Consider the following 14069-nt stretch of genomic DNA (forward strand, 5'->3'; position numbering starts at 1 on the left):
GTCGGAGAAAAAATGAAATTTGAACTCGATACCACCGACGGTCGCGCGCGTCGCGGTCGCCTGGTGTTTGATCGCGGCGTGGTGGAAACCCCCGCGTTTATGCCTGTGGGCACGTACGGCACCGTAAAAGGGATGACGCCGGAAGAAGTAGAAGCCACGGGCGCACAGATTATCCTCGGCAACACCTTCCACCTGTGGCTGCGTCCGGGCCAGGAGATCATGAAGCTCCACGGCGACCTGCACGATTTCATGCAGTGGAAAGGCCCTATCCTGACCGACTCCGGCGGCTTCCAGGTCTTCAGCCTGGGCGATATCCGCAAGATCACCGAGCAGGGCGTTCACTTCCGTAACCCGATCAACGGCGATCCGATTTTCCTCGATCCGGAAAAATCGATGGAGATTCAGTACGATCTCGGATCTGATATCGTGATGATCTTCGACGAATGTACGCCATACCCGGCCGACTGGGATTACGCCAAGCGTTCAATGGAGATGTCTCTGCGCTGGGCGAAGCGTAGCCGTGACCGCTTTGACTCCCTGCAGAACAAAAATGCGCTGTTCGGCATTATCCAGGGCAGCGTTTACGAAGATTTACGCGATATCTCGGTTAAAGGTCTGGTAGAGATAGGTTTTGATGGCTACGCTGTCGGCGGTTTGGCTGTGGGTGAGCCGAAGGAAGACATGCACCGCATTCTGGAGCATGTCTGCCCGCAAATCCCGGCGGATAAACCACGATACCTGATGGGCGTGGGGAAACCGGAAGATCTGGTTGAAGGCGTACGCCGCGGCATTGATATGTTCGACTGCGTCATGCCAACCCGCAACGCGCGTAACGGCCATTTGTTCGTTACCGATGGCGTGGTGAAAATCCGTAACGCGAAGCATAAGAGTGACACCAGCCCGCTCGATTCCGAGTGCGATTGCTATACCTGTCGCAATTATTCTCGCGCGTATCTGCATCATCTCGATCGTTGCAACGAGATTTTGGGCGCGCGTCTCAATACCATTCATAATCTTCGTTATTATCAGCGCTTAATGGCTGGTTTACGTAAGGCTATCGAAGAGGGTAAATTAGAGAGCTTCGTGACCGATTTCTACCAACGTCAGGGGCGGGATGTTCCACCGTTGAACGTTGATTAATTTTAATAATGAGGGAATTTGAATGAGCTTTTTTATTTCTGATGCGGTAGCGGCAACAGGTGCTCCAGCGCAGGGCAGCCCGATGTCTCTGATTCTGATGCTGGTTGTGTTCGGTCTGATCTTCTACTTCATGATCCTGCGTCCACAGCAGAAGCGCACCAAAGAGCACAAAAACCTGATGAACTCCATTGCGAAAGGCGATGAAGTGCTGACTAACGGTGGTCTGGTCGGTCGCGTAACCAAAGTGGCTGAAAACGGCTACATTGCTATCGCCCTGAACGACACCACTGAAGTGGTCATCAAACGTGACTTCGTAGCTGCCGTTCTGCCGAAAGGCACCATGAAGGCGCTGTAATCCCAACTTTTCCCAAAGGGAACTGCCGTGTTAAACCGTTATCCTTTGTGGAAGTACATCATGCTGGTCGTCGTGATTCTCGTCGGCCTGCTGTACGCGCTTCCCAACCTGTATGGTGAGGATCCGGCTGTTCAAATCACTGGCGCGCGCGGTGTCGCCGCCAGTGAGCAAACGCTGATCCAGGTCCAGAAAACGTTACAAGAAGAAAAAATTACCGCTAAGTCTGTGGCTCTGGAAGAGGGCGCAATTCTTGCTCGCTTCGACACCACCGACACGCAGCTCCGCGCTCGCGAAGCGCTGATGGGCGTGCTGGGTGACAAATACGTCGTGGCGCTTAACCTTGCCCCTGCAACCCCGCGTTGGCTGGCTGCGATGAAAGCAGAGCCAATGAAACTCGGTCTTGACCTGCGTGGCGGCGTTCACTTCCTGATGGAAGTGGATATGGATACCGCGCTCGGCAAGCTGCAGGAACAGAATATCGACAGCCTGCGCAGCGATCTGCGTGATAAAGGCATCGCTTACACCACCGTGCGTAAAGAAGATAACTACGGCATGAGCATCACGTTCCGCGACAGCGCGGCGCGCGATCAGGCTGTAGATTATCTGACTCAACGTCACCGTGACCTGGTGATCTCCTCGCAGGGCAGCAACCAGCTGCGTGCGGTGATGACCGATGCGCGCCTGAAAGAAGCGCGTGAATATGCCGTTCAGCAGAACATCAACATTCTGCGTAACCGTGTAAACCAACTGGGTGTGGCCGAGCCGCTGGTACAGCGTCAGGGTGCTGACCGTATCGTGGTTGAACTGCCGGGTATTCAGGACACCGCGCGTGCGAAAGAGATTCTGGGTGCGACCGCAACCCTGGAATTCCGTCTGGTGAATACCAACGTTGACCAGTCTGCTGCCGCTTCTGGCCGTATTCCGGGTGACTCCGAAGTGAAACAGACCCGCGAAGGTCAGCCGGTTGTGCTGTACAAACGCGTGATTCTGACCGGTGATCACATCACCGACTCCACGTCGAGCCAGGACGAATACAACCAGCCGCAGGTTAACATCTCGCTCGATAGCGCGGGTGGTAACATCATGTCTAACTTCACCAAGGACAACATCGGTAAACCGATGGCAACCCTGTTCGTGGAGTACAAAGACAGCGGTAAGAAAGATGCAAACGGTCGTGCTGTGCTGGTGAAAGAGGAAGAGGTGATTAACATCGCCAATATCCAGTCTCGTCTGGGTAACAGCTTCCGTATTACCGGCATCAACAACCCGAACGAAGCGCGTCAGCTCTCCCTGCTGCTGCGTGCCGGTGCGCTGATTGCGCCAATTCAGATTGTTGAAGAACGTACCATTGGTCCAACTCTGGGTATGCAAAACATCCAGCAGGGCCTGGAAGCGTGTCTGGCCGGTCTGGTGGTCTCTATTCTGTTCATGATCTTCTTCTATAAGAAGTTTGGTCTGATTGCGACCTCTGCGCTGATTGCGAACCTGGTGCTGATTATCGGCATCATGTCCCTGCTCCCGGGGGCGACGCTGACCATGCCGGGTATTGCGGGTATCGTTCTGACCCTTGCGGTGGCGGTCGACGCCAACGTACTGATTAACGAACGTATCAAAGAAGAGTTGAGCAACGGTCGTTCTGTTCAGCAGGCGATTGACGAAGGTTATAAAGGCGCGTTCAGCTCTATCTTCGATGCGAACGTAACAACACTGATCAAGGTTCTTATCCTGTATGCAGTGGGTACCGGCGCTATCAAAGGCTTTGCGATTACAACCGGTATCGGTGTCGCAACGTCAATGTTTACCGCTATTGTCGGCACCCGTGCCATCGTGAACCTGCTGTACGGCGGCAAGCGCGTCAAAAAGCTGTCTATCTGAGGAGTGCGTTGTGGCACAGGAATATACTGTTGAACAATTGAACCACGGCCGTAAAGTCTGGGACTTTATGCGCTGGGACTACTGGGCCTTCGGCATTTCAGGTTTCCTGCTGATTCTGTCCATCGTCATTATTGGCGTGAAAGGCTTTAACTGGGGGCTCGATTTTACCGGTGGTACGGTAATTGAAATCTCCCTGGAAAAACCGGTCGATATGGACCAGATGCGCGAATCGCTGCAGAAAGCGGGCTTTGAAGAGCCGCTGCTGCAGAACTTCGGCAGCAGCCGCGACATCATGGTACGTATGCCGCCGGTGCACGATGCCAACGGCAGCCAGGAGCTGGGCAGTAAGGTTGTTAGCGTGATTAACGAAACAACCAGCCAGAACGCGGCGGTTAAGCGTATTGAGTTCGTCGGCCCAAGCGTAGGTGCTGACCTGGCGCAGACCGGTGCGATGGCGCTGCTGGTGGCGCTGATCTCCATCCTGGTGTACGTCGGTTTCCGCTTTGAGTGGCGACTGGCGGCCGGTGTGGTTATCGCCCTGGCGCACGACGTGGTGATCACCATGGGCATACTGTCGCTGTTCCACATTGAGATTGACCTGACGATCGTGGCATCACTGATGTCCGTTATCGGTTACTCGCTGAACGACAGTATCGTGGTATCTGACCGTATTCGTGAAAACTTCCGTAAGATCCGTCGCGGTACGCCGTACGAGATCTTTAACGTGTCGTTGACCCAAACGCTGCACCGTACCTTGATCACCTCCGGTACTACCCTGATGGTGATCCTGATGCTGTTCCTCTTCGGTGGTCCGGTACTGGAAGGCTTCTCGCTGACCATGCTGATTGGTGTCACCATCGGTACGGCGTCGTCTATCTACGTTGCGTCCGCCCTGGCACTGAAACTCGGCATGAAGCGCGAGCACCTGCTCCAGCAGAAAGTCGAGAAAGAAGGGGCGGATCAGCCGTCCATTCTGCCGTAAGGCGACGTTTAGCGCGTTATCGAAATCCCGGTCGGTTGACCGGGATTTTTTTTATCTGCTCCTGACAAACACTCCTGACAGTATGCTGTCAGGAGCCCTGTCGTAGACTCCTTCTGAACCCAAACAACAGGCAGGAGGATGTATGAAAAGCGTCATTAACTGGTTTGAAATTCCGGTCTCGGATATGGATCGCGCCATCAAATTTTATGAGTCCGTGATGCAGCTTGCGCTGCGTCGCGAGAAAATGGACTGTGCGGAGCTGGCCGTTTTCCCGCATGAGGATCCGGGTACCGGAGGCGCACTGGCAAAATTTGACGGCGTTACACCGTCTTTGCAGGGCGCTATTATTTACCTGCATACTGACAATCTGGCGGCCACGCTCGATCGCATCGCCTCTGCGGGCGGCGAGTGCGTGTTTGGCCCGCTGGAACTGCCGCATGGCATTGGCACTATCGCCTTGTTTACCGACAGCGAGGGCAACCGCGTCGGGCTCCATCAACCTGCCTGAGAGCGGACAAAGTTATGACCCGACGCGCTGACCGTTTGTTTCAGATTGTGCAGATCCTGCGGGGCAGGCGTCTGACAACGGCAGCGCATCTCGCGGACCGGCTTGGCGTGTCCGAGCGCACGGTATATCGCGATATCCGCGACCTGTCGCTTTCCGGCGTGCCGGTGGAAGGTGAGGCGGGAAGTGGATATCGGCTGATGTCGGGCTTTGACCTGCCGCCGCTGATGCTGACAAATAAGGAGTCCGAGGCGCTGATCGTCGCGATTCGCCTGCTCAAAACCTGGGGTGGGGAATCGCTGTCGCGCGAGCTGGAGTCGGCTCAGGAGAAGGTGCTGGCGATTCTGCCCGAGGAGAGCCGCCGAAAGGCGGAGCAGACGCGGATCTACGCCCCGGACTTTTGCATGCAAAGCCACTCCCGCAGCGATTTTGACATGATTCATCAGGCGATTTCCGCCCAGCGCGTGCTGGCGCTGCATTACCGTGATGAAGCCGGACAGCTGTCTAAACGTGAGGTTCAGCCGCTGGGGCTATTCTTCTGGGGAGAGCGCTGGCTGCTGGCTGCGTGGTGTGAACGGCGCGATGACTATCGCTGTTTCCGGCTCGACCGATGCCTCAATATTGTGGCTACGGAGAGGCGTTTTAGCGAGAGCGCGGACAGGTCTCTGGCGGATTTTTTGCGGAAGGTGAAGCAGTAAAAGGCCGGGTGGCGGCTACGCCTTACCCGGCCTACATTTGGGTCGTAGGCCCGGTAAGCGTAGCGCCACCGGGCGAAACCCACACTGATTAGAAGTTGTAACCTACAACCAGGTAACCACCCCAACCGGTAGAACGGACGTTTTCTTTCATCCAATTCAGGTCGGCGTCGTCGTTCCACTGGCCGCCGTTGTGCCAGTAACGCGCCACTACAGAGTAGTGCCAGTGATCGTAGTTCAGCGCCAGGATGTGGCTGGAGGCGATGGAGTCGTTAGTACGCTGTTTAATACCGTTCTCTGCGTAACCGCTCTTATCTCCCAGTTCTGAACCCCAGTCGAAGTTGGTGAAGCCGATGTAGCTCAGGTTACCGCCCCACAGCTGAGTGATTGGTACAAAGTATTTCACTTTGAAACGGTAGCCATCCCACTCATTCTGGTTTTCTGCACCGTAGTTCTGCCACTGGTATTTCGCGTAAACGTTCAGGGACAGGCTCATTGGCAGGCCGGTGTCGATGTCCGTACCCAGACCCATATACCAGGTGCTCTGACGACCAGACTCGTTGCGGCCCATGTCGTAGATATAGTTGTTCGCGAAGTACCACTCTTTGAACGGACCGAAGCTGAGGTCGGTGCCGGTCAGCTTGTCGATGGAGAAGCGCGGCTCGATCTCCATGAACAGCGGAGAACCGTGGTTCCAGATACCTTTTGCCTGAGAGTTACCGCCGAAGAAGACCGGTGCATCCATGTAGCCGTAGAAATCAAACCAGTCTTTCTTGGCGAATGCTTCGTACTCCAGGTAGGTATCGTTGCGGATCTGTGGTCCGAAACGGGTGTGGTAGCTGCCGACTACGTTAACGCTCTGGTGCCACCAGTCGGAGAGGTATTGTGGTTTATCGTTTTCCGCTGCGTTAACAGTGAAAGAGGAAGAAAGTGCCAGCACGGCGCCAGCTGCGAGTAATGTTTTTTTCATAATCATGCCACTGATTGAAATTCCCTTTCGGGAGTGAAAAATGCGCGAATTGCGTTTCTAAATATTTCGTGTTTCTGCGGTGCCTATTATAGGAATCCCTGCTCACAAAAATATGTGTTGTTTCACATATCTCTCACACGCGTAATCGATTGCGTTCACGTTTGCGTACTTTAAACGGGCGGGATTGTAGCGGCAATCATTTATGTTGCCAATCCATACGAAATGTAAATGTTAGCGGAGTGACATTGCGCTCCGCTAAAAAGGAGGGGATTAGTGCGCGGCGGGTTGAATGTCGTGAATGCGGATAAAGCCTAACTGTTCCGGCGTAACGCCGCTTAACTGAAGCGGAATATCCACATCGCTTGGTGCTAAAACACTGGCCGGGGCGGTGAAGAGCTGATTCTTCACGTTCACCTCCTGGTAGTTCTCCGTTGTGCCCTGGATCTGCCCCCACTCGACGGTGCCGCTGAAGGCTGGCAGCGGATCGTTGGACTCTCCCTGGATGCGTAATGTTGCGCGAGTACCATCTGCGTTCGCTGCCACATTCACCAGAGACATTTTTAGCGTGCCGATCTGACTATTGAGACGCGCAGGCGTATTCGCGCCCGGCAGCAGATAAACCCCGCTGCTGGATTTGGCATTCAGCGCGTTTTGCTGGGTGATTTTCACCGTTTCTTTGTTCAGCTTGTCCATCGCCGTATTGAGCGTATTGACGCTCTGTTTCAACTGACGGACTTCGGTTTGCTGTGCACAGGCGCTAAGGGTGAAGAGGCTCCCCACCAGCAATATTTTCAGGTAACGTCTTGTCATTGCGTTTATTTCCTTGAAATAACGGATCGCCTTAATGGTAGCCAGCATCATCATGTGAGATATAGATCCTTTGTCTCAAAAAGCTCTTCCTTTGTTGTCAGGCCAGATCAGGGTAAAATGAAAATTAGTTAACCAGATAACAGGGATACCGTATGCATTGCCCATTCTGCTCCGCTGTGGATACCAAAGTCATCGACTCTCGTCTTGTGGGCGAAGGGTCATCCGTACGCCGTCGTCGGCAGTGTCTGGTGTGCAACGAGCGTTTCACGACCTTTGAGGTTGCAGAGCTGGTAATGCCGCGCGTGGTAAAAAGTAACGACGTGCGCGAGCCGTTTAACGAAGAGAAACTGCGCAGCGGGATGCTGAAGGCCCTCGAAAAACGTCCCGTCAGCGCGGACGACGTGGAGATGGCGTTAAACCACATAAAATCTTACCTTCGTGGTTTGGGTGAGCGTGAAGTGCCAAGCAAAATGATCGGCAACCTGGTGATGGAGCAGTTGAAAAAGCTCGATAAGGTCGCCTATATCCGCTTCGCCTCGGTCTACCGCAGCTTCGAAGACATCAAAGAGTTTGGAGAAGAGATCGCCCGCTTACAGGATTAAGCTCATGCAGGATGAGATTTACATGGCGCGAGCCATGAAGCTGGCGCAGCGCGGCCGTTTTACTACCCATCCCAACCCGAACGTCGGGTGCGTTATCGTCAACGATGGCGAGATTGTAGGAGAGGGGTTTCACTATCGGGCGGGCGAACCGCATGCCGAGGTTCATGCGTTGCGCATGGCCGGTGAGAAGGCGCGCGGTGCCACAGCCTACGTCACGCTGGAGCCCTGCAGCCATCACGGGCGTACGCCGCCGTGCTGTGAAGCGTTGATCGCGGCGGGTGTTTCACGCGTGGTCGCATCGATGCAGGACCCAAATCCGCAGGTGGCTGGACGCGGTCTGTATCGCCTGCAGCAGGAAGGCATTGACGTCAGCCATGGTCTTATGATGCAGGACGCGGAAGCGCTTAACAAAGGTTTCCTGAAGCGCATGCGCACGGGGTTCCCGTATATTCAGCTCAAGCTGGGCGCCTCGCTGGACGGCCGTACGGCAATGGCAAACGGTGAAAGCCAGTGGATCACTTCTCCACAGGCAAGGCGCGATGTGCAACGTCTGCGTGCGCAAAGCCATGCTATTCTCACCAGCAGTGAAACCGTTCTGGCTGACGATCCGGCCATGACCGTGCGCTGGGACGAGCTGAATGCCGATACCCAGGCCCTGTATCCGCAGGAGAACCTGCGTCAGCCGCTGCGTATTGTCATTGATAGCCAGAACCGCCTGACGCCGGAGCACCGCATCGTCCAGCAGCCGGGGGAAACCTGGATTGCCCGCACCAAAGAAGATACGCGCGAATGGCCGGAAGGCGTGCGCAGCATTCTGGTGCCGGAGCATAACGGCCATCTGGATCTGGTGGTGCTGATGATGCTGCTCGGCAAGCAGCAGGTGAACAGCATCTGGGTAGAGGCGGGGCCAACGCTTGCCGGTGCGCTCTTACAGGCCGGGCTGGTGGATGAACTGCTTGTTTACGTTGCGCCTAAACTGTTAGGCCACGACGCGCGCGGCCTGTTTGTGCTGCCCGGCCTTGAAAAACTGGCCGACGCACCGCAACTCACATTTAGCGAGATTCGTCCGGTAGGTCCGGATGTCTGCCTCCACTTAACGACAGCGTAATTGCTCCTGAAATAGGGAAGCAGTGCGCAAAGTATTATGATAAAATCCGCCCCCCTGCGGGGCCAAATGAACCCGTAAAGGAAGAGTATGAACATTATTGAAGCTGCTGTAGCTACCCCGGACGCTCGCGTCGCCATCACCATTGCGCGTTTCAACAACTTCATCAACGACAGCCTGCTGGAAGGTGCGATTGACGCCCTGAAACGTATCGGCCAGGTTAAAGATGACAACATTACCGTTGTTTGGGTTCCAGGCGCTTACGAACTGCCACTGGCGGCAGGCGCGCTGGCGAAAACCGGTAAATATGACGCGGTGATTGCGCTGGGTACCGTTATTCGTGGCGGCACTGCGCACTTCGAATACGTTGCGGGCGGTGCAAGCAACGGCCTGGCACACGTTGCGCAGGATGCTGAAATTCCTGTCGCATTCGGCGTGCTGACCACCGAAAGTATTGAACAAGCCATCGAACGTGCTGGCACCAAAGCCGGTAACAAAGGTGCAGAAGCTGCACTGACCGCGCTTGAAATGATTAATGTATTGAAAGCCATCAAGGCCTGATTTTTTTTGTAAGGGGAATTCCGTGAAACCTGCTGCTCGTCGCCGCGCCCGTGAATGTGCCGTCCAGGCACTTTACTCCTGGCAGTTGTCCCAGAACGACATCGCTGATGTTGAATACCAGTTCCTGTCAGAACAGGACGTTAAAGACGTTGACGTTCTGTACTTCCGTGAACTGCTGTCGGGAGTGGCGACTAATAGCGCGTATCTCGATGGTCTGATGAAGCCTTATCTGTCCCGTCTGCTCGAAGAGCTGGGCCAGGTAGAAAAAGCAGTGTTGCGTATTGCGCTGTTTGAGCTGTCTAAACGTGATGATGTGCCGTACAAAGTGGCCATCAACGAAGCGATCGAACTGGCGAAAACCTTCGGCGCTGAAGACAGCCACAAGTTTGTAAACGGCGTACTTGATAAAGCAGCACCTGCGATCCGTCCCCACAAAAAGTGATCCGCAAACCGGAGTCCTGCATTGCCTGACGGGCGGTGCGGCTCCGGTTTTTTCTTTTATTTGCTGAGGCATAACGTATGGCATGCGGCGAATTCTCCCTGATTGCCCGTTATTTCGACCGTGTCAGAACCTCTCGTCTTGATGTTGAAACCGGCATCGGCGATGACTGTGCACTTCTCAATATTCCAGAAAAACAGACGCTGGCCATCAGCACCGACACTCTGGTGTGCGGCCGTCATTTCTTACCGGATATCGATCCTGCCGATCTGGCGTATAAAGCACTGGCGGTTAACGTCAGCGATCTGGCGGCGATGGGTGCCGATCCCGCGTGGTTAACGCTGGCGCTGACGCTGCCTGAGGTGGACGAATCCTGGCTTGAAGCTTTCAGCGATGCGCTGTTTGAGCAGCTTAACTACTACGATATGCAGCTGATTGGCGGTGATACCACTGCCGGGCCGCTGTCGATGACGCTGGCGATCCACGGCTATGTGCCGCTCGGCCGCGCGCTGAAGCGCTCGGGTGCAAAACCCGGCGACTGGATCTACGTCACCGGTACGCCGGGCGACAGTGCGGCAGGGCTGGCGATTCTCCAGGATCGCTTAACCGTAAAGGATGCCGACGATGCGGCGTATCTGGTGAAACGCCATCTGCGCCCGACGCCGCGTATTCTGCACGGCCAGGCGCTGCGCGAGCGCGCGAGCTCTGCTATCGACCTCTCTGACGGGCTGATCTCAGACCTTGGCCATATTTTAAAGGCCAGCGGCGTTGGGGCGCGCGTTGATCTGGATCTGTTCCCGCTGTCAGAGGAACTGCTTCGTCATGTCGAACCTGCGCAGGCGCTGCGCTGGGCGCTGTCTGGTGGTGAAGACTACGAACTATGCTTTACCGTTCCGGAGCTGAACCGTGGAACGCTCGACGTGGCGTTAGCGCATCTTGGTGCGAAATTCACCTGCATAGGTCAGATCATGCCGGAGAGTGAAGGGCTGAAGTTTGTGAAAGACGGTGCGCCGGTTACGCTGGACTGGAAAGGGTACGATCACTTCGCGTGAGTTTGTACGCTTTGTATTGCCGGGTGGCGGCTCCGCCTTACCCGGCCTACAAAAGATGGGGCTTATTTAAACCCCACCACCGGATGCTGCTGATACGGCGTCTCCAGCTCGGCAACCTGTTCGGGCGTCAGCGTGATATCCACCGCGTTTAACAGTTCGTCCAACTGCTCTTCCCGGGACGTGCCGATAATGGGAGCCGCGACGCCGCGCTTGCCCAGCAGCCACGCCAGCGCTACCTGGGCGCGGGTTGCGCCGGTATCATCGGCAATCCCGGCCAGGCGTTCGGCAATCAGTGCATCGCTGGCCTCTGTTCCTTCATAGAGATTTTTTCCCACTTCATCCGAGACCAGACGGGCCGTAGTTTCGCCCCACGGACGGGTCAGGCGGCCGCGCGCCAGCGGGCTCCACGGGATGACCGCCACGCCCTCCTGGTGGCACAGCGGCAGCATCTCGCGCTCTTCTTCGCGGTAGATCAGATTGTAGTGATCCTGCATGGTGACAAAGCCCGCCCAGCCGTGTTGGGCCTGGAGATCCAGCGCCTGGGCAAACTGCGACGCGTGCATAGACGACGCGCCGATGTAGCGTGCTTTACCGGCTTTGACCACGTCGTTGAGCGCCTCAAGCGTCTCCTCGATCGGCGTGTTGTAATCCCAGCGGTGAATTTGCAGCAGGTCGACGTAATCCATGTTCAGGCGTCTGAGGCTGTCATCAATGGAGCGTAGGATCTGCGCGCGAGAAAGGCCCTGCGGCAGGTCACCCACCGGGTAGTAGACCTTGGTGGCAACGACGATGTCATCCCGACGGGCAAAATCGCGCAGGGCGCGGCCGACAATCTCCTCGCTGCTACCGTCGGAGTAGCTGTTGGCGGTGTCAAAGAAGTTAATGCCGCCTTCGATGGCGCGTTTGATAATCGGACGGCTGCTCTCTTCCGGCAGCGTCCAGGCATGGTTTCCCCGATCGGGCTCGCCAAAGGTCATGCAGCCCAGACAAAGTCGGGATACCTTAAGGTCCGTTTTTCCTAATGTTGTGTATTGCACGGTTCCGCTCCTGCTGTTTAAACACCAGGTTTAAGCATAGCAGGAGCGGAAAAGGTGAGGGATCAGTCCAGCCAGGCGCGGATTTTAGCTTCGATACCGGCAGCGTCCAGGCCAATCGCCGCGCGGGCTTCGTCCTGGGTACCTTGCGGAATGAAATGATCCGGCAGGCCGAGGTTCAGCACTGGCACGGCTTTACGATTTGCCATCAGTACCTCGTTCACGCCGCTACCCGCACCGCCCATGATGGCGTTTTCTTCCAGCGTCACCAGCACGTCGTGGGCCTCAGCCATACTCAGGATCAGAGATTCGTCGAGCGGCTTCACAAAGCGCATATCCACCAGCGTGGCATTCAGCGTTTCAGCCACTTTCGCGGCCTCGGGCATCAACGTGCCGAAGTTCAGGATCGCCACTTTTTCACCGCGACGCTTAACCACTCCTTTACCAAGCGGCAGTTTTTCCAGCGGCTGAAGCTCAACGCCTACGGCATTGCCGCGCGGGTAGCGAACGGCGCTTGGGCCATCCTGATAGTGGTAGCCGGTAAACAGCATCTGACGACATTCGTTCTCGTCGCTTGGCGTCATGACAACCATATCCGGAATGCAGCGCAGGAACGACAGGTCAAACGCGCCCTGGTGCGTCTGACCATCGGCACCGACGATGCCCGCACGATCGATAGCAAACAGCACCGGCAGCTTCTGAATCGCCACGTCGTGGATCACCTGATCGTAGGCGCGCTGCAGGAAGGTGGAATAGATAGCGACAACCGGCTTGTAGCCGCCGATCGCCAGGCCCGCTGCAAACGTCACCGCGTGCTGCTCGGCAATGGCGACGTCAAAATACTGGTCCGGGTATTTTCGGGAGAATTCGACCATGCCGGAGCCTTCGCGCATGGCCGGGGTAATCGCCATCAGCTTGTTGTCTTTTGCGGCGGTTTCGCACAGCCAGTCGCCGAAGATTTTTGAATAGCTCGGCATGCCGCCGCTGCTTTTTGGCAGACAGCCGCTGGACGGGTCAAATTTAGGCACCGCGTGGAAGGTGATCGGATCTTTTTCCGCCGGTTCGTAGCCACGCCCTTTTTTGGTCATGATGTGCAGGAACTGCGGGCCTTTCAGGTCGCGCATGTTCTTGAGCGTGGTCACCAGACCCAGCACGTCGTGACCGTCAACCGGCCCAATATAGTTAAAGCCCAGTTCTTCAAACAGGGTGCCCGGCACGACCATGCCTTTGATGTGCTCTTCGGTACGCTTGAGCAGCTCTTTGATCGGCGGTACGCCGGAGAAGACCTTTTTACCGCCTTCACGCAGCGAGGAGTAAAGCTTGCCGGAGAGCAGCTGCGCCAGATGGTTGTTTAGCGCGCCGACGTTTTCGGAAATCGACATTTCGTTATCGTTGAGGATAACCAGCATGTCCGGCTTGATGTCGCCCGCGTGGTTCATGGCTTCGAAGGCCATACCGGCGGTGATGGCGCCGTCGCCAATCACGCAGACGGTGCGGCGCTGCTTGTTCTCTTTCTCGGCGGCAACGGCAATACCGATGCCCGCCGAAATGGAGGTAGAGGAGTGGCCGACGCTCAGCACGTCGTACTCGCTCTCACCGCGCCACGGGAACGGGTGCAAGCCGCCTTTCTGACGAATTGTGCCAATTTTATCGCGACGTCCGGTCAGAATTTTGTGCGGATAGGCCTGGTGACCCACGTCCCAGATGAGCTGATCGAACGGCGTGTTATAGACGTAGTGCAGCGCCACGGTCAGCTCTACCGTGCCAAGCCCGGAGGCGAAATGGCCGCTGGAGCGGCTTACGCTGTCGAGCAGGTAGCGACGCAGCTCGTCGCACAGCTTCGGCAGGCTCTCTTTCGGCAACAGACGTAACTCCTGGGTGGAGTCAACTAACGCCAGTGTCGGGTATTTGGCAATATCAAAACTCATCAAAGGCTCATCGAGA

The 14069-nt window shown here is 56.0% G+C and carries 15 protein-coding genes; 11 read left to right on the forward strand and 4 right to left on the reverse strand.

Annotation, left to right across the window (positions count from 1 at the left end; translation table 11 throughout):
• The first annotated feature begins 12 nt into the window (after positions 1-12).
• The 6 genes from tgt to AB3N39_RS04650 all read left to right on the forward strand — a co-directional run bounded on the left by tgt (position 13) and on the right by AB3N39_RS04650 (position 5555).
• Positions 13-1140, forward strand: coding sequence for a tRNA guanosine(34) transglycosylase Tgt (tgt, locus tag AB3N39_RS04625; protein ID WP_003859110.1), 1128 nt, complete (start codon positions 13-15; stop codon positions 1138-1140).
• A gap of 22 nt (positions 1141-1162) precedes the next feature.
• Positions 1163-1495 carry a preprotein translocase subunit YajC gene (gene yajC, locus AB3N39_RS04630; protein WP_003859109.1) on the forward strand — a complete coding sequence of 111 codons (333 nt, stop codon included), beginning with the start codon at positions 1163-1165 and terminating at the stop codon, positions 1493-1495.
• Positions 1496-1522: 27 nt separating this feature from the next.
• Positions 1523-3370 (forward strand): protein translocase subunit SecD, encoded by a 1848-nt coding sequence (secD, locus tag AB3N39_RS04635; RefSeq protein ID WP_071957349.1) that lies wholly within the window; start codon positions 1523-1525, stop codon positions 3368-3370.
• 10 nt (positions 3371-3380) lie between these two features.
• The gene (secF, locus tag AB3N39_RS04640; protein ID WP_325848724.1) at positions 3381-4352 is read left to right on the forward strand and encodes a protein translocase subunit SecF; all 972 of its coding nucleotides are present in this window, start codon (positions 3381-3383) and stop codon (positions 4350-4352) included.
• Positions 4353-4494: 142 nt separating this feature from the next.
• A complete protein-coding gene (locus AB3N39_RS04645) occupies positions 4495-4860 on the forward strand; it encodes a VOC family protein (protein WP_367897100.1) in 366 nt (121 codons plus the stop codon).
• A gap of 14 nt (positions 4861-4874) precedes the next feature.
• Positions 4875-5555, forward strand: coding sequence for a YafY family protein (locus AB3N39_RS04650; protein WP_111963426.1), 681 nt, complete (start codon positions 4875-4877; stop codon positions 5553-5555).
• A gap of 88 nt (positions 5556-5643) precedes the next feature.
• Here the strand turns inward: AB3N39_RS04650 and AB3N39_RS04655 are convergent, their stop codons facing one another.
• A complete protein-coding gene (locus AB3N39_RS04655) occupies positions 5644-6522 on the reverse strand; it encodes a nucleoside-specific channel-forming protein Tsx (RefSeq protein WP_223581432.1) in 879 nt (292 codons plus the stop codon).
• A gap of 270 nt (positions 6523-6792) precedes the next feature.
• Positions 6793-7332: a DUF3251 domain-containing protein gene (locus tag AB3N39_RS04660; protein ID WP_111963494.1), complete on the reverse strand. Its 540-nt coding sequence runs from the start codon at positions 7330-7332 to the stop codon at positions 6793-6795.
• A gap of 152 nt (positions 7333-7484) precedes the next feature.
• Between AB3N39_RS04660 and nrdR the strand changes: the two genes are divergently transcribed.
• From nrdR to thiL, 5 genes are all read left to right on the forward strand, one after another.
• Positions 7485-7934, forward strand: a complete 450-nt coding sequence (gene nrdR / locus AB3N39_RS04665; RefSeq protein ID WP_008503337.1) for a transcriptional regulator NrdR — start codon at positions 7485-7487, stop codon at positions 7932-7934.
• Positions 7935-7938: 4 nt separating this feature from the next.
• On the forward strand, positions 7939-9042 hold the full coding sequence (gene ribD / locus AB3N39_RS04670) for a bifunctional diaminohydroxyphosphoribosylaminopyrimidine deaminase/5-amino-6-(5-phosphoribosylamino)uracil reductase RibD (protein WP_136195259.1): 1104 nt from the start codon (positions 7939-7941) through the stop codon (positions 9040-9042).
• Between the two features lie 87 nt (positions 9043-9129).
• A complete protein-coding gene (gene ribE / locus AB3N39_RS04675; protein ID WP_006176874.1) occupies positions 9130-9600 on the forward strand; it encodes a 6,7-dimethyl-8-ribityllumazine synthase in 471 nt (156 codons plus the stop codon).
• Between the two features lie 22 nt (positions 9601-9622).
• Positions 9623-10042 (forward strand): transcription antitermination factor NusB, encoded by a 420-nt coding sequence (gene nusB, locus AB3N39_RS04680; RefSeq protein WP_006809908.1) that lies wholly within the window; start codon positions 9623-9625, stop codon positions 10040-10042.
• Positions 10043-10119: 77 nt separating this feature from the next.
• Positions 10120-11091, forward strand: a complete 972-nt coding sequence (gene thiL, locus AB3N39_RS04685; RefSeq protein WP_111963424.1) for a thiamine-phosphate kinase — start codon at positions 10120-10122, stop codon at positions 11089-11091.
• A 62-nt stretch (positions 11092-11153) separates the two neighbouring features.
• Here the strand turns inward: thiL and AB3N39_RS04690 are convergent, their stop codons facing one another.
• Both AB3N39_RS04690 and dxs read right to left on the reverse strand, forming a co-directional pair.
• On the reverse strand, positions 11154-12128 hold the full coding sequence (locus AB3N39_RS04690) for an aldo/keto reductase (RefSeq protein WP_133293877.1): 975 nt from the start codon (positions 12126-12128) through the stop codon (positions 11154-11156).
• A gap of 62 nt (positions 12129-12190) precedes the next feature.
• Positions 12191-14053: a 1-deoxy-D-xylulose-5-phosphate synthase gene (gene dxs, locus AB3N39_RS04695; protein WP_133293878.1), complete on the reverse strand. Its 1863-nt coding sequence runs from the start codon at positions 14051-14053 to the stop codon at positions 12191-12193.
• Between the last annotated feature and the right edge of the window lie 16 nt (positions 14054-14069).

This window comes from Enterobacter vonholyi (genome assembly GCF_040834095.1).
Taxonomy (GTDB): Bacteria; Pseudomonadota; Gammaproteobacteria; order Enterobacterales; family Enterobacteriaceae; genus Enterobacter; species Enterobacter vonholyi.

Excerpts from the sequence above, each read along its gene's own strand:
- tgt (WP_003859110.1), top strand. The coding sequence starts at position 13 with ATGAAATTTGAACTCGATACCACCGACGGTCGCGCGCGTCGCGGTCGC.
- yajC (WP_003859109.1), top strand. The coding sequence starts at position 1,163 with ATGAGCTTTTTTATTTCTGATGCGGTAGCGGCAACAGGTGCTCCAGCG.
- AB3N39_RS04645 (WP_367897100.1), top strand. The coding sequence starts at position 4,495 with ATGAAAAGCGTCATTAACTGGTTTGAAATTCCGGTCTCGGATATGGAT.
- AB3N39_RS04650 (WP_111963426.1), top strand. The coding sequence starts at position 4,875 with ATGACCCGACGCGCTGACCGTTTGTTTCAGATTGTGCAGATCCTGCGG.
- AB3N39_RS04655 (WP_223581432.1), bottom strand. The coding sequence starts at position 6,522 with ATGAAAAAAACATTACTCGCAGCTGGCGCCGTGCTGGCACTTTCTTCC.
- AB3N39_RS04660 (WP_111963494.1), bottom strand. The coding sequence starts at position 7,332 with ATGACAAGACGTTACCTGAAAATATTGCTGGTGGGGAGCCTCTTCACC.
- nrdR (WP_008503337.1), top strand. The coding sequence starts at position 7,485 with ATGCATTGCCCATTCTGCTCCGCTGTGGATACCAAAGTCATCGACTCT.
- ribD (WP_136195259.1), top strand. The coding sequence starts at position 7,939 with ATGCAGGATGAGATTTACATGGCGCGAGCCATGAAGCTGGCGCAGCGC.
- ribE (WP_006176874.1), top strand. The coding sequence starts at position 9,130 with ATGAACATTATTGAAGCTGCTGTAGCTACCCCGGACGCTCGCGTCGCC.
- thiL (WP_111963424.1), top strand. The coding sequence starts at position 10,120 with ATGGCATGCGGCGAATTCTCCCTGATTGCCCGTTATTTCGACCGTGTC.
- dxs (WP_133293878.1), bottom strand. The coding sequence starts at position 14,053 with ATGAGTTTTGATATTGCCAAATACCCGACACTGGCGTTAGTTGACTCC.